General features: G+C 63.1%; 16 protein-coding genes. 11 read left to right on the top strand and 5 right to left on the bottom strand.

Going from position 1 to position 17,245, the window contains the following annotated elements:
- Positions 1-2: 2 nt before the first annotated feature.
- The 3 genes from IGW04_RS20175 to motD are packed head-to-tail and all read left to right on the top strand — an operon-like array spanning position 3 to position 2,243.
- The gene (locus IGW04_RS20175; protein ID WP_194714892.1) at positions 3-734 is read left to right on the top strand and encodes an RNA polymerase sigma factor FliA; all 732 of its coding nucleotides are present in this window, start codon (positions 3-5) and stop codon (positions 732-734) included.
- A complete protein-coding gene (locus IGW04_RS20170) occupies positions 716-1,456 on the top strand; it encodes a flagellar motor protein (protein ID WP_194714891.1) in 741 nt (246 codons plus the stop codon). Before IGW04_RS20175 ends, IGW04_RS20170 begins: the two co-directional genes overlap by 19 nt.
- 7 nt (positions 1,457-1,463) lie before the next feature.
- A complete protein-coding gene (gene motD, locus IGW04_RS20165) occupies positions 1,464-2,243 on the top strand; it encodes a flagellar motor protein MotD (RefSeq protein WP_194714890.1) in 780 nt (259 codons plus the stop codon).
- 77 nt (positions 2,244-2,320) lie between these two features.
- On the opposite strand, the gene IGW04_RS20160 is transcribed toward motD, so the two are convergent.
- Both IGW04_RS20160 and IGW04_RS20155 read right to left on the bottom strand, forming a co-directional pair.
- Positions 2,321-3,547, bottom strand: coding sequence for a hypothetical protein (locus IGW04_RS20160; protein ID WP_194714889.1), 1,227 nt, complete (start codon positions 3,545-3,547; stop codon positions 2,321-2,323).
- 258 nt (positions 3,548-3,805) lie between these two features.
- Positions 3,806-4,783: a hypothetical protein gene (locus tag IGW04_RS20155; protein WP_194714888.1), complete on the bottom strand. Its 978-nt coding sequence runs from the start codon at positions 4,781-4,783 to the stop codon at positions 3,806-3,808.
- A gap of 474 nt (positions 4,784-5,257) precedes the next feature.
- On the opposite strand from IGW04_RS20155, the gene aceA reads away from it, so the two are divergent.
- The 7 genes from aceA to greB all read left to right on the top strand — a co-directional run bounded on the left by aceA (position 5,258) and on the right by greB (position 13,003).
- Positions 5,258-6,559, top strand: coding sequence for an isocitrate lyase (gene aceA / locus IGW04_RS20150; RefSeq protein WP_194714887.1), 1,302 nt, complete (start codon positions 5,258-5,260; stop codon positions 6,557-6,559).
- A 257-nt stretch (positions 6,560-6,816) separates the two neighbouring features.
- Positions 6,817-9,483: a bifunctional diguanylate cyclase/phosphodiesterase gene (locus IGW04_RS20145; RefSeq protein WP_194714886.1), complete on the top strand. Its 2,667-nt coding sequence runs from the start codon at positions 6,817-6,819 to the stop codon at positions 9,481-9,483.
- 64 nt (positions 9,484-9,547) lie between these two features.
- Positions 9,548-9,907 (top strand): winged helix-turn-helix domain-containing protein, encoded by a 360-nt coding sequence (locus tag IGW04_RS20140; RefSeq protein WP_194714885.1) that lies wholly within the window; start codon positions 9,548-9,550, stop codon positions 9,905-9,907.
- Positions 9,908-9,982: 75 nt separating this feature from the next.
- On the top strand, positions 9,983-10,735 hold the full coding sequence (gene modA / locus IGW04_RS20135) for a molybdate ABC transporter substrate-binding protein (RefSeq protein WP_228527250.1): 753 nt from the start codon (positions 9,983-9,985) through the stop codon (positions 10,733-10,735).
- Entirely contained in the window at positions 10,702-11,451 is a 750-nt protein-coding gene (gene modB / locus IGW04_RS20130) for a molybdate ABC transporter permease subunit (protein ID WP_228527248.1), read from the top strand. The genes modA and modB overlap by 34 nt, the downstream gene beginning before the upstream one ends.
- 61 nt (positions 11,452-11,512) lie before the next feature.
- Complete coding sequence (locus IGW04_RS20125; RefSeq protein ID WP_194714884.1) at positions 11,513-12,433, top strand: 23S rRNA (adenine(2030)-N(6))-methyltransferase RlmJ; 921 nt, start codon at positions 11,513-11,515, stop codon at positions 12,431-12,433.
- Between the two features lie 9 nt (positions 12,434-12,442).
- A complete protein-coding gene (gene greB / locus IGW04_RS20120) occupies positions 12,443-13,003 on the top strand; it encodes a transcription elongation factor GreB (protein ID WP_194714883.1) in 561 nt (186 codons plus the stop codon).
- A 236-nt stretch (positions 13,004-13,239) separates the two neighbouring features.
- On the opposite strand, the gene IGW04_RS20115 is transcribed toward greB, so the two are convergent.
- The 3 genes from IGW04_RS20115 to gmk are packed head-to-tail and all read right to left on the bottom strand — an operon-like array spanning position 13,240 to position 16,423.
- Positions 13,240-15,513, bottom strand: a complete 2,274-nt coding sequence (locus IGW04_RS20115; protein WP_194714882.1) for a RelA/SpoT family protein — start codon at positions 15,511-15,513, stop codon at positions 13,240-13,242.
- Between the two features lie 39 nt (positions 15,514-15,552).
- The gene (rpoZ, locus tag IGW04_RS20110; protein WP_194714881.1) at positions 15,553-15,756 is read right to left on the bottom strand and encodes a DNA-directed RNA polymerase subunit omega; all 204 of its coding nucleotides are present in this window, start codon (positions 15,754-15,756) and stop codon (positions 15,553-15,555) included.
- A gap of 22 nt (positions 15,757-15,778) precedes the next feature.
- Complete coding sequence (gene gmk, locus IGW04_RS20105) at positions 15,779-16,423, bottom strand: guanylate kinase (RefSeq protein ID WP_194714880.1); 645 nt, start codon at positions 16,421-16,423, stop codon at positions 15,779-15,781.
- A gap of 172 nt (positions 16,424-16,595) precedes the next feature.
- On the opposite strand from gmk, the gene IGW04_RS20100 reads away from it, so the two are divergent.
- Positions 16,596-17,237: a response regulator gene (locus IGW04_RS20100; RefSeq protein ID WP_194714879.1), complete on the top strand. Its 642-nt coding sequence runs from the start codon at positions 16,596-16,598 to the stop codon at positions 17,235-17,237.
- Positions 17,238-17,245: the final 8 nt, after the last annotated feature.

Here is a 17,245-nt window from a genome sequence, read left to right as displayed (position 1 = left end):
ACATGTACACCGTACAAGGAAAATCCGACCGCAACCACTTGCTGACGCAGCATGCGCCGCTGGTGAAGAAGCTGGCGCACCTGATGCGCGCCAAGCTGCCGCCCAGCGTCGAGGTCGACGACCTGATCCAGGCCGGCATGATTGGCCTCCTGGATGCGATCGGCCGCTATGAGGAAACCCATGGCGCGCAGTTCGAGACCTATGCGGTGCAGCGCATCCGCGGCGCGATGCTCGATGAACTCCGCAGCAGCGACTGGATGCCGCGCAACATGCGCCAGAACATGCGCAAGATCGAGGTCGCGATGACCGAGATGCAGCAGAAGCTCGGCCGAGCGCCCACCGAGAGCGAAGTGGCGGGGCGGCTCAAGATGTCGCTGGCGGAGTACCAGGACATGCTGGCCGACGCCGGCGGCCATCAGCTGGTGTACTACGAGGACTTCCAGGATGGCGAGGCTGGCGAACACTTCCTGGACCGTTATTGCACCGACAGTGCGGCCGACCCGCTGCAGGCGCTGATGAACACCGGTTTTCGCAGCGCCGTCATCGAGGCCATCGAGGCATTGCCCGAGCGCGAGAAGATCCTGATGAGCCTGTACTACGAGCAGGAGATGAACCTGAAGGAAATCGGCGCCATCATGGGCGTGTCCGAATCGCGGGTCTGCCAGCTGCACAGCCAGGCCGTCGCGCGCATGCGCGCCAGACTCCGGGAACAGGCATGGACTGGGGTAGCCTAGCCGGCCTGCTGCTGGCCGTGGGCGGCATCGCCGCCGGCCAGATGCTCGAGGGCGGCCAGGCCCGCTCGCTGCTGCAGCCGGCGGCGTTCCTGATCGTGGTGGTGGGCACGCTGGGCGCGGTGCTGATGCAGTCGGGCCTGCGCAACTTCATCGCCGCCATGCGCATGGCGCGCCATGCCTTCCTGCCCCGGCGCGACGACCATGCCCGGCTGTCGCGTTCCTTCGTCTTCTGGAGCAACAGCGCGCGCCGGGAAGGCCTGCTGAGCCTGGAGCGTCATTGCGAGCGCGAGACCGATCCCTTCATCAGGAAGGGCTTGCGCATGATTGTCGACGGCGTCGACGGCGACCGGCTGCGGCTGGTGCTGGAGCAGGACATCAATATCTACGAGCGGCGCGAGCGCGCCGTGGTCAAGGTGTGGGAATCGGCCGGCGGCTATGCGCCCACGGTGGGCATCCTGGGCGCGGTGCTGGGCCTGATCCAGGTGATGGAAAACCTCGGCGACCCGAGCAAGCTCGGCGCCGGCATCGCGGTCGCCTTCGTCGCCACCGTGTATGGCGTGGGCCTGGCCAACCTGCTGTTCCTGCCGATCGCCGGCAAGCTCAAGGCGCAGGTGCAGAATGAAGTGGGGTGGCGCGAAATGCTGGTGGAGGTGATGGCGGGACTCGCCGCCGGCGAGAACCCGCGCCTGATCGAGGACCGCATGGCGGCCTGGGCCGCCTGAGCCGGCCATGGCGCGCAAACGCTACGAGGAAGAGCCGGAAAGCCAGGAACGCTGGCTGGTGTCCTATGCCGACTTCATCACCCTGCTGTTTGCCTTCTTCGTGGTGATGTATGCGGTGTCCTCCATCAACGACGGCAAGGTGAAGGTGGCATCCAACGCCTTGACCACCGCCTTCGGCCGCCTGCCGGCCGCCGCGCCGCCGGTGCGTGACAGGCTGGCCCCGGAACTGCCGCTGCTGCCGCGCCAGTCCATCTACCGCAGCCGCCTGAACGACAATGCGATCCGGCGCGAGAAGGAGCAGCTGACCACGATCGCGCGCGACCTGCTGACCGCATTGGCGCCCCTGGCCAGCCAGGGCAAGGTGAAAGTCACCCAGGGCGCGCGCGGTATCACGGTGGAGATCAATGCCAGCGTGCTGTTTGCGCCGGGCGACGCGAAGCTGTCAGCGCCGTCGACCGAAGCGCTGGCGGCGGTGGCGCAGGTGCTGAAGGACGACCTGCATGCGATCCAGGTGGAAGGCCACACCGACAATGTGCCGATCCGCAATGCGCTTTATCCCTCCAACTGGGAACTGTCCTCGGTGCGCGCCTCCAGCGTGGTGCGGCTGTTCATCGACAACGGCGTGGCGCCGGTCCGCCTCACGGCGATTGGCCACGGCGCGAACCGGCCAGTGGAATCCAACGACACGCCGGAAGGCCGGTTGCGCAACCGGCGGGTGCAGCTGATGATCATGTCGAATCTGCCGGATGTGCAGCGGGAGGTGGAGATTGGGTCGGGGAGTCGTTGACTCCTGGCAGTACACGCTATCTGGCGCGGCGGCCTGGGAGCGGTGTCCTAGCCCTTATCGAGCCCAATGTAATCCTATCAATTTACGATTAGGTACTCGCCGTTGTCGTTGTCGTTGTCGTTGTCGTTGTCGTTATCGCTACTGGTCTCAGAAATGCTTTCCAAGCGCCCATCTCGCAGCTTCCCTTTGGAAATGACGCTTGCATTACTGGTGACAGGGGACGCAGAGGAATTGGAGGCCTGATCCGGAATCCTCACGTCTTCCATCTCCAACTTTTTTGCCATGAGTGCCGACCATGCTTGGTTGTGAGCTTCAACATGTCTCGACGGCAAGAAGTCGTCTGCACGGTAAAGCGGGACCAGCATGATGGCTGGCTTGTCGCGCTCCGGCTGATCGGCCAGCCATTGTTTCGCAGCATCATATGCCGAACGCCAGTGATCATCGCCGTCGTCTCCCACTTCAAGCACCATCGTGCGCATGTTTCGACCGTACTCCACCAGCATGCCCATGTAGTAATCCTGCAGCCTGGCCCTATATCTAAACTGCCTCTCTTCCGGGCAAGACCATTGCGCTGATGGACTGCAGTTCTCCCCTGGAATCGGTAATTGATCTGCCAGGATGTGGGTTGCTTTTGTCAGGATGCGTACGTCGGCTGTCACCTTGAATGGCGCGATCCTGGCAATGGACAAGCCTTTGGGAACCGTAGTCATGCCGTGGTATGCCCTGCGCATTTCCTGGCTAAAGATATTCGTGTCCCCTTTCCTTTGCTTGTCCAGGACATGGCTGGGCTTGCTGCCGAAAAAGGAAGCAGGGTCGATGTGATCGGTATAGACGCGACAATCCAATCGGTCGAGCATTGCCATCCTTTCCGTATTCAGCAAGGCGGCATTCCGATTTTCCCCTAAGTTTTGCGTCATCACATTCGTGGTCATCTGTGCATCCAGATAGGGACGGATATACATCTGGATTGCGGCGCGAACCTTGTCGCATCGCGTTTCCTGCTCGGCGGGAAAGAGAAAGAGCGTTTCGTAGAAATACTGTCCCCAGGTTCGCGGACGCAGATACAGGACCTGTTCGCCGTCGACTTCCTTTTTCCATAACCTCAGGGGGCCTTTCCCAGCCTTGATCAGACTGTTGAGGACTTTGATCCGTTTCGAATCGCTCAGTCCTGCGAAAGCATTTAAATCGACCTTCTTGGTCTTTATGGCTCGCTTGACCCGGGCTTCCTGAGCATCGGTTTCAGCGGCATCCGATATGTGAGGGGAATTCGGTCTGTCAGATGCTGTCGACGTATTGTCTGCCATGAAGTTCAGGTCTCAATGCTCAGAATTGGTTGGAAGCAGCGCGTTCATTGGCGGCCCTGCAATGAACGCGCTTGGTAACTGCTCCGAGGAAAATCGTTCGCGCAGCATATTAGATCGGCCTGCGCGCGTATGACCAGGCAGCGCCAGGCAGCTTTTACGCTCGGTAAATCGTGAGCGTCAGTCATCGCGCAATTCCTCGCCTTTGACGTTCCAAATGGGCCAGCGGCGGTTAACGCTATTTCGCTATTTGGAGGCAAGCTACGCAAGATCTTCATCCAGACTTCGTACATATTGGTCTCTGGTCTTCAGCGGCTTATTCGAGCCTTGCTGGTTTAGGCCATCCAGGATGAATTGGAGACGATTGAGTGGGCTCAATCCCTGTTTCCCTCCCTTATGCAGAGCCTGCTCGAAACTCTCAAGCGGGGGGAGCAGCATGATTGATTTTTTCGATTGCGATTTTCTTCTGATATTGATGGCCGCTGAATAAGCCGCATCCCAATGTCTTTTTTCATCGGCGACAAGCTCCAGAACGACGGTGGAATTTTGAACTTGGCCAAGGCACTTTTCATAGTAGTCAACAAGGTTAATCTCGCCGTCCCCGGGAGGGTTTTGCAAAAGCCCAAGTTGCTCTGTCTCGACGGACCGGACAAGTTTGTCATGCTTGTCGCTGCCTGTTCCCAATGTGCGGACAATCTTGGCTTCTGCGATCACGTCCGATGACTTCGCCCATAGGATGGACACGCCGTCCGGGACGAGAACTGCACCTCCGACAGTACGCGTTTTGGCAAATTCGGGCGCAGATTGTGGTTGTCGTGTCCTGGCCGACGCGTGCATGGTCGATCGTTGAGACCGTGCTGAAGCAGTGAATTTTTTTTGTTTAACGCGTTCGTGCAATTTGCTTATTTGCGCTGCGTTCCGGCTCGGGTTTCCTTCATCGAGCAGCGGACGGACGAAGGTCTCAACAGCAATGTGCGCATCCCGCCTCCGTTGCTGTATGTCGTATAAAAAAAAGCCCAGCTTTTCCAGCAGGTATTCAAATCTGCCTACCTGGTACAAGCAGATCATGTCGGGCCGGCATCGGGATTGTCTAGTGCGGATGGGCCTGGTCGCGTTATCGACAAAAGAACTGATGTCTTCGGGTAGGGTAAGCGCAGGCATATCGCCAGACGATGCATTCTCCGGCGCCGCGGCGATAGACGGTACGGACTTGAAATACAGCTTTTCTGCCGTTCTCATGAGATGTCCTTTCAGCGTTGCTTCTTCTGCCAATTCGATCGGTAGGATTACGGGCAATGAACAGCAAATCTGTTACCGGTTAGCACGTCATCGTTCCAGCCAAATTGGAATCCGGTGAGATTTCCTGCACGGCTCCCGCAGTCCGGCAATCCGGCGCGAGGGACGGGGCTTGCGGACAATGAAGCAACATCTCTGAAAGGAGAAACGATTTCACGTACCGAAACCCATCTTCCACATTATGAAAAACATCCTGTGCATAGCACCAGATTTCGATTTCACGAAAAGGAATTTAATTTCGTATCGCAAAATATGATAATTAAGATGCTGATTTAAAAGAATAAATTTTATGTCATATGTCTTATATAAGACCTTGTTGCCCTGCAAAATAAAGCCTACTATTTATCCCATGCCGGAACGTTTTCAGGCGCTTCCGCACCGATCCGAATCACTTACATCAACACAGGAGAAATCACCATGGCAACCCGTCAAGAGCAGATCCAGGCACTGGAAAAAGATTGGGCAGAGAATGCGCGCTGGGAAGGCGTGAAGCGTCCTTACACCGCTGAAGACGTGGTCCGCCTGCGTGGCTCGATGCAGATCGAGCACACCATTGCCAAGCGCGGCGCCGAAAAACTGTGGAACCTGCTCAAGACCGAGCCGTTCGTCAACACCCTGGGCGCGCTGACCGGCAACCAGGCAATGCAGCAGGTGAAAGCCGGCCTGAAGGCGATCTACCTGTCCGGCTGGCAAGTTGCCGGCGACGCCAACCTGGCCGGTGAAATGTATCCCGACCAGTCGCTGTACCCGGTCAACTCGGTGCCGATGGTGGTCAAGCGCATCAACAACACCTTCCAGCGCGCCGACCAGATCCAGTGGTCCGAAGGCAAGGACGACATCGACTTCTTCGCGCCCATCGTGGCCGACGCCGAAGCCGGCTTCGGCGGCGTGCTCAACGCCTTCGAACTGATGAAATCCATGATCGAAGCCGGCGCCGCAGGCGTGCACTTCGAAGACCAGCTGGCATCGGTGAAGAAGTGCGGCCACATGGGCGGCAAGGTGCTGGTGCCGACCCGCGAAGCCTGCGAGAAGCTGGCGGCAGCCCGCCTGGCGGCCGACGTGTCCGGCACCCCGACCCTGGTAATCGCCCGTACCGATGCCGAAGCAGCCGACCTGCTGACCTCCGACGTGGACGATATCGACAAGCCGTTCTGCACCGGCGAGCGCACCGTGGAAGGCTTCTACCGCGTGCGTCCCGGCATCGAGCAGGCGATTTCCCGTGCGCTGGCTTATTCCGAGTATGCCGACCTGGTGTGGTGTGAAACCGGCAAGCCGGACCTGGCCTTCGCCAAGCAGTTCGCCGAGGCCGTGCATGCGAAGTTCCCGAACAAGATGCTGGCCTACAACTGCTCGCCGTCGTTCAACTGGAAGAAGAACCTGGACGACGCCACCATCGCCAAGTTCCAGCGCGAACTCGGCGCCATGGGCTACAAGTTCCAGTTCATCACGCTGGCCGGCTTCCATTCGCTGAACTACTCGATGTTCAACCTGGCCTACGGCTATGCCCGCAACAACATGAGCGCCTTCGTGGAACTGCAGGAAGCCGAATTCGCCGCCGCCGAACGTGGCTTCACCGCTGTGAAGCACCAGCGCGAGGTCGGCACCGGCTACTTCGACGCGGTCACCCAGACCATCCAGCAAGGCCAGTCGTCCACGACCGCGCTGCATGGCTCGACCGAAGATGAGCAATTCTTCGATGCAAACAAGAAGGTAGCCTGATTCACCCTGAAAAGTTCGTAATCGTTTGACCACGAAAGGCCGCTGACTGCGGCCTTTCGTGTTTCCTGAGGACAATTTCACTTCAGTGCGTGTTACCATCTGGAACTTGTGCGGACGAGAAGGTAATTTCGGCCGCATGAAACTTGCGCGACTGTTTCTGCGACCCGGGCTTCTGGCCAGCGAACCTGCGCGTTGCCGGCTTTGCCCGCATGGCGTCTGCCCGCGGGAGCCTGATCATCCATCGCAAGCGTCCAGGCATGCAAAAACTGCAGTTCTTGAAAGGCAATCTTCTGTCGGTGCTGATATGGCCAGCACTGTGTCTGCTGCTGGGCAGTATGTTGTGGGGTGCGACGCTGGTCAGGCTCCATACTGACCGCCAGCTGGCGCAGGACAATGCCTTGAAGAGCGTGGCTTCCCTGTCCGGCGCCTACGCGCAGTACCTCACCCGCACCGTCGAGCAGATGGACCAGATCGCGATGCAGGTGCAGTACGACTGGAACCGCACCGGCGGCGCGCTCGACCTGAAGGACTTCCGCCGGCAGGGCTTGCTGATCGCGCCGCAGCTCATCACCGTCACCATCCTGGACAAGGACGGCATGCCGGTCACTTCCACGGTGAACCTGAATGCCCGGCCGTCGGGCGCCACGCGCGAATACTTCGTCTACCACCGCAACAATGATTCCCTCGCCGCGCGCGTGGGCATGCCGCTGATCTGGCCGGCGACCGGCACCTCCATCCTGCCGTTCACGCGCCGGCTCAATGCGCCGGACGGCAGCTTCGCCGGCGTGGTCGCGGTATCGATCGGCTCCGGTTATTTTTCCGAGTTCTATGACGATGTCAGCCTGGGCAACGACGGCCTTCTGGCCATGGTCGACCTGGAAGGTGCGGTGCGCACCGCGCGCCTGGGCGATACGATCCATACTTCGGCTTCGCCGGTTCTGCATCACAGCACCATCTTCAGCAGCACCGAGGGCGCAATGCGCATGGAAGGCCGGCCTGCCTTCGCCGATGGCCAGGCGCGCTACGTTGGCTGGCGCAAGCTGCAGGGTTATCCCTTCATGGCGATGGTCGGCATTTCGGAAAATGAAGCGCTGGCGGGCTACCATGCCACGCGCGCGGCGTATCGCGACTATGCATTGGGCGGCAGCGTCGCGCTGCTGTTCTTCGGGCTGGTGGCCAGCATCATGGCGGCCCGCCTGGCCTGGCGCAAGCAGCAGATGGAGGCGGTGCGCGCCACTTACCGGGTCGCCACTGAAGGCGCCAATGAAGGCTTCTACATGCTGCGCCCGATGCGCTCGGGAGAGCGCGTCACCGACTTCGAAGTGGTGGACTGCAATGAGCGCGGCGCTTCCTTCTACGGCATGACGCGCGGACAGTTGCTGGGGCAGCGTTTCTCCACGCTCAATTCGCCGGCGACGCTGGCCGCCGTGCTGTCGACCCATGTCGCGGCGCTGGCGTCAGGCTTCTACGAGGACGAGACGGAAATCATGCCGGGCGGCTCGCTGCGGCTGGCGTGGGCGCACCGGCGCCTGGTGCGCTCCGGCTCGGATCTGGCGGTGACGCTGCGTGACATCAGCGACAGCAAGCTGCACGAGCAGCAGTTGATCCGCATGGCCAGGGAGGATGCGCTGACCGGCTTGCCCAATCGGCAGTGGCTCAATGAGGAACTGGCCGGCGCGCTGGGCAGGGCGCGCCGTCAGGGCGGCATGCTGGCGCTGCTGTTCATCGACCTCGACCGCTTCAAGCATGTCAACGATACCGCCGGCCACCAGGTCGGCGACGACCTGCTGAAGGCAGTGGCGCGCCGCATGCAGTCGGTGCTGCGGCCGGGCGATCAGGCGGTACGGCTGGGTGGCGACGAGTTCACGGTGATGATGGAGCGCCTCACCTCGGAGCAGGACGCCAACCATGCCGCCGAGCGCATCTGCGCGGTGCTGTCCGAGCCGTTCGCGCTGGCCGGCTCCCAACACAGCATCGGCGCTTCGGTCGGCATCAGCATCTTCCCGCGCGACGGCGACGGCCTTGATGCGGAGAAGATGCTCAACAATGCCGACATCGCGATGTATGCGGCCAAGGCGCTTGGCAGGGGCGGCCATCATGTGTTCGAACCGCAGCTCTATGACCGATTGCGGCAGCGCATCGATATCGAACAGGCCCTGGGCAGCGCCATCGCCAATGATGAGTTCGCGCTGTATTTCCAGCCGCGGGTGCGCACCAGGGACGGCGTACTGGTGGGCCTGGAGGCGCTGTTGCGCTGGAATCATCCGGAGCGCGGCCTGTTGTCACCGGGCGACTTCATTCCGCTGATCGAAAGCGCCGGCCTGCTGCAGGCGCTGGGCGACATGGTGATCAACAAGGCTGCCCAGCAGATCGCCCAATGGCAGCGACGCGATCTGCCGCTGGCGCCGGTGGCCGTCAATGTGTCGGCGCGCCAGTTCAACCAGGGCGACGTTGTTCAGCAACTGGCGGCCGCGATCAAGACCCATGAGATCAGTGCCTGCTGGCTGGAAATCGAGATCACCGACGTGGCCGCGCTGGCCGACAGTGCCAGCGTGAAAGCCCAGCTGGAGGCGCTGGGCGCTATGGGCGTGCGCCTGCATATCGATGATTTCGGCGTCGGCCCTTCCTCGCTGGCCCAGTTGCAGCAATTGCCGGTGCAGGTGCTGAAGATCCACCCGCGCTTCACCTCGCGCCTGGGAGGCGACCCGGCGGGGGCGGCTTTCTTCAATGCGATGATCACGATGGCGCATGCGCTGAAGCTGGTGGTGGTGGCCGAAGGCGTGGAGTCGCCATCGCAGCGGGCGCTGCTGCGGGAACTCGACTGCGACGAAATGCAGGGCTACCTGATTGCGCCGGCGCTGCCGGCCAGCCAGGTGGCGGCGCTGCTGCGCGCACCCCGCATGGTCGACGAAGCGCCGGCATAGCCGCCATCCTGCAACGGACCGTATCCGGCAAGGTCAGGCCGATGCCGCTTGCTACAATCGGCGCATGACCATTTCCCACTCCCTGCAGTTGCGGCTGCTGCTTGACGGCGTGATCGCTCTTGGCCCCGGCAAGGCGGCCCTGCTGCGCGGCATCGAAGAAAGCGGCTCGATCTCGGCCGCGGCCCGCACGATGAACATGTCCTACCGGCGCGCCTGGCTGCTGGTGGAAGACGTCAACCGCTGTTTCCGCGCGCCGCTGGTGGAAACCAGCACCGGCGGCGCCCGCGGCGGCGGCGCCCGTCTGACCGACCATGGCCGCGCGGTGCTGGCCCGTTACACCGCGATGGAGCAAGCCGCGCGCGCGGCCGTGGAAGCCGACATGGCCTATCTGTCATCGCTGCTGGCGCCCGGCCTGCAGCGATGACGCCTTTCCATGCTGATTCGCAAGACAAGTGACGTGGTTTTCGTTATATTCCTCCGGATATTACGAAAGCCCTCCATGTTCTCTTGCCTTATTCGCTGCGGCCTGCTGTTGCTTGCCGCGCTTCTTGCGCCGGCGGCCGTGGCGCAGCAGCAGCCGTTGCGCGTCGCCGCCGCGGCCGACCTGGCCACCTGCATCGACCGGCTCAATGCGGCTTCCGGCACCGGCGCCAGCGCCACCATAGGCGCCTCCGGCAGCTTTTACGCGCAGATCAACAATGGCGCGCCGTATGACGTATTCCTGTCCGCCGATACCGCCTATCCGCGCGCGCTGGCCGATGCCGGCCTGGCCGATCCGGCCTCGCTGTTCGTCTATGCCCACGGCCGGCTGGCCCTGTGGGCCGCGGCGCCCGGCATCCGGGTCGACAACGGCCTGCGCTTGCTGACCGATCCGGCAATCCGCCGCATCGCCATCGCCAATCCGGAGGTGGCGCCCTATGGCAAGGCCGCCAAAGCGGCGCTGCAGCGAGCCGGCCTGTGGGATCAGATCAGGGACAAGCTGGTGTTCGGCGAGAACATCGCGCAGACCATGCAGTTCGTGGAGAGCGGCAATGCGCAGGTCGGGCTGGTCAGCAGCGCGCACCTGGCCGGCAGGCGGGCGGGCTGGCTGCTGCCTGCCGATGCCTACCCGCCGATCGAGCAGGGCGCGATCCTGACCCGGCACGGCAGCGCCAATCCGCAGGCGGTGGCCTACCTGCGCTTCCTGCGCTCCGACAAGGGCCGCGCGCTGCTGGCCGAATGCGGCTTCACATTGCCGACGGGCCGGGAGTGATGCTGACGCCGCCCTGGGCGCTTCCGGCCGAGCTGTGGATGTCGCTGGCGCTGACGCTCAGGCTGGCGCTGGTGTCGACCGCACTGCTGATGCTGATGGCGCTGCCGCTGGGCGCCTGGCTGGCGTCGGCCCGCAGCCGCCTTGCGCTGGGCATTGAAATCCTGATCGCGATGCCGCTGGTGCTGCCGCCCACCGTGATCGGCTTTTATCTGCTGGTGCTGCTGTCGCCGCGCCATGCCTTCGGCCACTGGTGGCAGGAGGTGTTCGGCCAGCCGCTGCCGTTTTCCTTTGCCGGACTGGTGATCGGCTCCTGCGTCTACAGCCTGCCGTTCGCGGTGCAGCCGGTGGTGGCGGCGTTTCGCATGCAGCGGCCGGAGGTGCTGCAGGCCGCCTACAGCCTGGGCATGACGCGGCGCCAGGCTTTCCTGCATATCGCGCTGCCGCTGGCGCGCTCTGGCGTGATGGCCGGCAGCCTGCTGGCCTTTGCCCACACCATAGGCGAATTTGGGGTGGTGCTGATGCTGGGCGGGAATATTCCTGGCGTGACCCGGGTGGCATCGATAGCGCTCTATGACCAGGCGCAGATGCTCAACTATGCCCATGCCCACGGCTTTGCGCTGCTGCTGCTGGCGATGTCCTTCCTGCTGCTGCTGTGTACGACCCTGGCGCAGAAGCGCCAGGAGCGGCGCCGGCTGGCGCCAATGACGCTTAAATAGGGATACCGGGGGCCACTTGTTAAAATGGCCGCCACTTCTTCATTTCACGCCAGGCTTTCCTATGCTTAGTTACCGCCACGCCTTCCACGCGGGCAATCATGCCGACGTGCTGAAGCACTTCGTCACCATCCAATTGCTGAAGTACCTGGGGCAGAAGGATGCGCCCTACATGTACATCGACACCCATGCCGGCGCCGGCCTGTATGCGCTCGACAGCGGCGAGTCCACCAAGAATGCCGAGTTCGATACCGGCATCACCCGGCTCTGGAACCGCAAGGACCTGCCGCAGTCACTGGCCGAGTATGTCGACCTGATCCGCGCGATGAACCCCAGCGGCAAGCTGCGCTTCTACCCCGGCTCGCCGTACTGTGCCGAGAAGGTGATGCGGGAACAGGACCGGCTGCGGCTTTTCGAACTGCATCCGCGCGACGTGAAGATGCTGGCCGAAAACTTCCGCAAGCTCGAAGCCCATGAGGCCGCGCAGGGCAGGCCGGCGGCGGCGCGCGGCAAGCGGGTGATGATTTCCCATGCGGACGGATTTGCCGGCCTGAAGGCGCTGCTGCCGCCGCCATCGCGGCGCGCACTGGTGCTGATCGATCCGCCGTACGAGGTCAAGGACGACTACCGGCGCGTCAAGCAGACGCTGGAAGACGCGGTGGGCCGCTTCGCCACCGGCATCTACGCTGTCTGGTACCCGGCGCTGCAGCGCATGGAATCGCGCCAGATGCCCGAGAAACTGAAGCGCATCCCGGCCAACGGCTGGCTCAACGTCACCCTGTCGATCAGTGCGCCGGTGCCGGACGGCTTTGGCCTGGCCAGCAGCGGCATGTTCATCCTGAATCCGCCATGGACGCTGGAGCCGATGCTGCGCGAAGTCATGCCCTGGCTGGTCAAGACGCTGGGCGCCGACGCGGGCGCGAGCTTCGTGCTGGAATCGGGCCAGACGCTGCCGGTCAATACCGGCACCCGGCGCACCGGATAGGGGACCGCGATGAACAAGGCTTTCGTGAAGGAATCCGAGGATGACGACGAAGACCTGGCCGGCGCCCTGCCGCAGATCCCGGCTGGCGCGAAGAACTACATCACGCCGGGGGGCTACCAGCGCATCCGCGACGAGCTGCTGCACCTGATCGATGTCGAGCGGCCGGAGGTGGTGAAGGTGGTGCACTGGGCCGCCTCCAATGGCGACCGTTCGGAGAATGGCGACTACATTTACGGCAAGCGGCGCCTGCGTGAAATCGACCGCCGCATCCGCTTCCTGACCAAGCGCATGGACGCCGCCGAAGTCGTCGATCCGACCGTGCATCATGGCAGCGACCAGGTGTACTTCGGCGCCACCGTCACCTATTGCAATGCCGCCGGGGAAGAGCACACGGTCACCATCGTCGGCATCGACGAACTTGATCCGCTGCATGGAAAGATCAGCTGGGTCTCGCCCGTGGCGCGGGCGCTGACCAAGGCGCATGTCAGCGACACCGTCACCCTGCAGACGCCGGCCGGCCTGGATGAGCTGGAAGTGCTGGAGGTGTCGTACCCGGCGCCGTCGGCGTAGCCCCGGTTGCGCCGGGGGCTGCCCCCGTTGTCGCGTCTGTCTCAGGGTAGGGCGGAATACCCCGAAGGGGCATTCCGCCATCACCCGGCCGGGAAGCCGGCCGACAATGCCATCCACGCCTGCAAACCGGCCTGCGCAGCGGCGCGCGGTCGCCAGAGCGCTTTTTTTTGCTTGCTTCAAGACGTCGCTGCGAGGCAGCAAGCAACACGGTCCGGGCCCGGCGCGCTGCCGGCTCGCTAGGAGCGTTCCCGCAGGATGCGCGCCACGCTCGGTATCGCCCGCACATTGCGCATCAGGCGCGCCAGGTGAATGCGGTCTTCCACCTGCACCGTAAAGCGCAGCTGCTGCATCACCTGGTCCTTGTCATCGTCCATGCTCACATGGACGATGTTGGCGTCGGACTCGCCTAGTTCGGCGGCCACCCTTGCCAGCGCACCCTTCTCGTTATGCACCAGCACCTTGATGCGGCAGTCGAAGCGGCGGTTGACCTCCGGGCTCCAGACCACTTCGGTCCAGCGTTCCGGTTCCTTGGCGCGCTGGCGCTTGGCGATGTCGCAGTCGGCGGCATGCACCGTCAGGCCCTGGTCGCGCCGGAACTGGCCATACATGCTGTCGCCCGGAATCGGCAGGCAGCACTGGCCGAGATGCACCGCGGTGCCTTCGCTGCCGGTAATGACCACCGGGTCGAGCTTGGTCGGGATCAGTTCGCCCTGGTCGTCCACCGCCGGCGCCGAGCCGGTGACGTTTTCCGCCAGCCCGAAGATATGGCGCGCCACCAGCGTGGCCATGCGCTTGCCCACGCCGATGTCGGCATGGAGGTCTTCGAGGGACTTGGCGCTCGACTCCTTGAGCAGGCGCTCCGCCAGCGGCGCCGGCAGGTCGGGGGAGAGGCTCAGCGCTTCCAGCGCCTGGGCCAGCAGATCGCGGCCCAGCGCCACCGATTCGGAGCGGTTGATGGTGCGCAGATGATGCCGGATCGCGGAGCGCGCCTTGCCGGTGCGAACGAAACCCAGCCAGGTCGGGCTCGGCCGCGCGTCCGACGAGGAAACGATCTCGACGATGTCGCCGTTGCGCAACTCGGTGCGCAGCGGCACATGCTCGTGATTGATGATGCCTTCCACCGCATGGTCGCCGATGTCGGTATGGATGGTGTAGGCGAAGTCGAGCGCGGTGGCGCCGCGCGGCAGTGAAATGATTTTCGATTTCGGCGTGAACACATACACCGAATCCGGAAACAGGTCGACCTTCACATGCTCCAGGAACTCGGCCGAGTCGCCGGTCTGCTTCTGGATGTCCAGCAGCGACTGCAGCCAGGCATGGGTGCGCTGCTGCAGGTCGGTCAGCGCGCCTTCGTCGTTCTTGTACAGCCAGTGCGCGGCCACGCCGGATTCCGCCACCCGATGCATGTCGGCGGTGCGGATCTGGAACTCGACCGGCGTGCCGTAGGGGCCGATCAGCGTGGTGTGCAGCGACTGGTAGCCGTTGAGCTTGGGGATCGCAATGTAGTCCTTGAACTTGCCCGGCATCGGCTTGTACAGCGCATGCAGCGTGCCCAGCGCGACGTAGCAGTTGGCAAAGCTGTCGACCACGATGCGAAAGCCATAGACGTCCAGCACCTGCGAGAACGACAGGTGCTTGTTGCGCATCTTGCGGTAGATGCCGAACAGGGTTTTCTCGCGGCCATACACCTCGGCCTGGATGCCGGTGGCGGCCAGCGTGTTCTTGACCGCATCCATGATCTTGCTGACCACTTCGCGGCGGTTGCCGCGGGCCGCCTTCACCGCCTTGCCCAGCGTGCGGTAGCGCACCGGGTACAGATGCGAGAAGGACAGGTCCTGCAGTTCGCGGTACAGGTTGTTCAGGCCCAGCCGGTGCGCGATCGGCACGTAGACGTCCATGGTCTCGCGCGCGATGCGGCGGCGCTTGTGGGCGTCCATGTGGCCGAGGGTGCGCATGTTGTGCAGGCGGTCGGCCAGCTTGACCAGGATCACCCGCACGTCGCGGGCCATGGCCAGCAGCATCTTGCGGAAGTTTTCCGCCTGCATTTCGATCTGGGTCTGGAATTCGATCTTGTCGAGCTTGGACAGGCCGTCCACCAGAGACGCCACCGGCGCGCCGAAGCGCTCGATCAGCTCGTCCTTCCGCACATCCTGGTCTTCCATCACGTCGTGCAGCAGCGCGGCCATGATGGCCTGGGCGTCGAGCTTCCACTCGGCGCAGATTTCGGCGACGGCGATCGGATGGGAAATATACGGTTCGCCCGACTTGCGCATCTGGCCCAGATGCTTTTCATCCGAGAAGCGATAGGCTTCCTTGACCTTCTTCAGTTCGGAAGGCGTCAGGTATTCGGCAAGCTGCTCGGAGAGGCGGGAGACGGAGGCCACCCCCGGCGCGGGGGCGGGCGCGGCCGACGAGTCCTGCCGGGTCGGCCGCTGGTTGGGCGTGCGGGGGGTATCACCCCGCTGCGCGGTTGCGGCTGATACGGTCGAATCTGTTGAGGTCAGGTTCATGAATGCTAATCAGCGACGAGGCGCGCAGGAAGAGGAGGATTAGCTCGGGACTTTCTTCAGCATTTCAATGCCCACCTTGCCGGCGGCGATTTCACGAAGTGCCAGAACGGTCGGCTTGTCCTTGGCATCCACCATGGCGGTGTGGCCCTGAACCAGCTGGCGGGCGCGGTAGGTGGCGGCCAGGGTCAGTTGAAAACGGTTTGGGATCTTGACGAGGCAGTCCTCGATGGTAATGCGTGCCATGTATGCTCCAGGATGACAGTGATTAACTTAAGTTGGCATGAATGCCCAGTTGGGCAAACAGGGAGGCGTTGCGGGCCGCTTGCTGCGGGAACCTGCAGCGGGTTGCTTTAACGATGGAAGTCAGTTCGGATAAGGCCACGGAAAATTCGTGGTTGATAATAACATACTCGAAGTCGGGCGCATGGGCGATCTCCCCGCCTGCCGCCAGCAGGCGGCGGGTGATGACCTGCGGATCGTCCTGGCCACGCTTGTGCAGCCTTTCCTCCAGCGCGGCAATCGACGGCGGAAGGATGAACATGCCGACCGCATGCGGAAACTGCTTGCGTACCTGCTGCGCGCCCTGCCAGTCGATCTCCAGCAGCACGTCGGTGCCGGCGCGCATCTGTTCATGTATCCAGATGCGGGAGGTGCCGTAGTAATTGCCATGCACTTCGGCCGACTCCAGGAACTCGCCGGCCTCGCGCCGGGCAAGGAAGTCGTCGACCGTGACGAAATGGTATTCGCGGCCGTTCTGCTCGCCGGGACGCGGCGGCCGGGTGGTGTAGGAGACGGACAGGCGGATCGCGCTGTCCTGCGCCAGCAGCGCGTTGACCAGGGTGGACTTGCCGGCGCCGGAAGGCGCAACGACCATGAACAGGCTGCCGGAGGGGGCCGAGAGAAGGGGCATGGAGAACCTTGATGTGTAAGCCGGGTATTGCGGCGGTATTGTAGCAGCCGGCCGGCCGCCACTGCAGGCGGTGCGGACGGCGTCCTGCTGGAAAGCGGCCGTCAGCGGTATGATGCGGATCTGCAGTCAAACAAGGACGGAGCCGGTTGTCCCGCCAACGAGGAGCAAGACTTTGCGTGCTGACAAGATTCGTGTGCTGATCGTCGATGACCACATCATCGCGCGCAATGGCGTGCGGCTGATGCTCAGCACGGCGGACGATATCGAGGTGGTGGGCGAGGCCGAGACGGCCGAGGCGGCCATGCAGCTGGTGCAGAGCGAGCGGCTGGATGTGGCGCTGCTCGACATTGCGCTGCCCGACAAGAGCGGCCTGGAACTTCTGAAGGCAATCCGTTCGGCACGCCCGCGGCTGGCGGTGCTGATGCTGAGCATGTATGCCGAGCAGGTGTACGCAGTGCGGGCGCTGAAGATGGGCGCGGCCGGCTACCTCACCAAGAACACGCCGGCCGCCACCATTGCCGATGCGGTGCGCAAGGCAGCCGCCGGCGGCCACCATGTCAGCACGGCGCTCACCGAGAAGCTGGCCAGCATGATCAGCCGTGGCAATGTCGCTTCCCATGAAACCCTGTCGCAGCGCGAGCTGGAAGTGCTGAAGCTGCTGGCCGCCGGCGAGAGCCTGGTGCGCATCGCCGACATGCTGCATCTGAGCCCAAGCACTGTCACGACCTATCGCTCCCGGATCCTGGCCAAGACCGGAACCCGCAGCAATGTCGAGCTGACCCGCTATGCGCTCGAAACAGGCCTCCTGGTTTGATCGGCCGC

This window comes from Noviherbaspirillum soli (genome assembly GCF_015352955.1).
GTDB lineage: Bacteria > Pseudomonadota > Gammaproteobacteria > Burkholderiales > Burkholderiaceae_D > Noviherbaspirillum_A > Noviherbaspirillum_A soli.
The sequence above is the reverse complement of the archived record's forward strand: the minus strand, read 5'-3'. Positions and strand labels throughout refer to the sequence as shown.

Excerpts from the sequence above, each read along its gene's own strand:
- IGW04_RS20125 (WP_194714884.1), top strand. The coding sequence starts at position 11,513 with ATGCTTAGTTACCGCCACGCCTTCCACGCGGGCAATCATGCCGACGTG.
- IGW04_RS20160 (WP_194714889.1), bottom strand. The coding sequence starts at position 3,547 with ATGGCAGACAATACGTCGACAGCATCTGACAGACCGAATTCCCCTCAC.
- IGW04_RS20145 (WP_194714886.1), top strand. The coding sequence starts at position 6,817 with ATGCAAAAACTGCAGTTCTTGAAAGGCAATCTTCTGTCGGTGCTGATA.
- modA (WP_228527250.1), top strand. The coding sequence starts at position 9,983 with ATGTTCTCTTGCCTTATTCGCTGCGGCCTGCTGTTGCTTGCCGCGCTT.
- IGW04_RS20140 (WP_194714885.1), top strand. The coding sequence starts at position 9,548 with ATGACCATTTCCCACTCCCTGCAGTTGCGGCTGCTGCTTGACGGCGTG.
- IGW04_RS20170 (WP_194714891.1), top strand. The coding sequence starts at position 716 with ATGGACTGGGGTAGCCTAGCCGGCCTGCTGCTGGCCGTGGGCGGCATC.
- IGW04_RS20115 (WP_194714882.1), bottom strand. The coding sequence starts at position 15,513 with ATGAACCTGACCTCAACAGATTCGACCGTATCAGCCGCAACCGCGCAG.
- IGW04_RS20155 (WP_194714888.1), bottom strand. The coding sequence starts at position 4,783 with ATGAGAACGGCAGAAAAGCTGTATTTCAAGTCCGTACCGTCTATCGCC.
- gmk (WP_194714880.1), bottom strand. The coding sequence starts at position 16,423 with ATGCCCCTTCTCTCGGCCCCCTCCGGCAGCCTGTTCATGGTCGTTGCG.
- motD (WP_194714890.1), top strand. The coding sequence starts at position 1,464 with ATGGCGCGCAAACGCTACGAGGAAGAGCCGGAAAGCCAGGAACGCTGG.
- aceA (WP_194714887.1), top strand. The coding sequence starts at position 5,258 with ATGGCAACCCGTCAAGAGCAGATCCAGGCACTGGAAAAAGATTGGGCA.
- IGW04_RS20175 (WP_194714892.1), top strand. The coding sequence starts at position 3 with ATGTACACCGTACAAGGAAAATCCGACCGCAACCACTTGCTGACGCAG.
- modB (WP_228527248.1), top strand. The coding sequence starts at position 10,702 with ATGCGGCTTCACATTGCCGACGGGCCGGGAGTGATGCTGACGCCGCCC.
- greB (WP_194714883.1), top strand. The coding sequence starts at position 12,443 with ATGAACAAGGCTTTCGTGAAGGAATCCGAGGATGACGACGAAGACCTG.
- rpoZ (WP_194714881.1), bottom strand. The coding sequence starts at position 15,756 with ATGGCACGCATTACCATCGAGGACTGCCTCGTCAAGATCCCAAACCGT.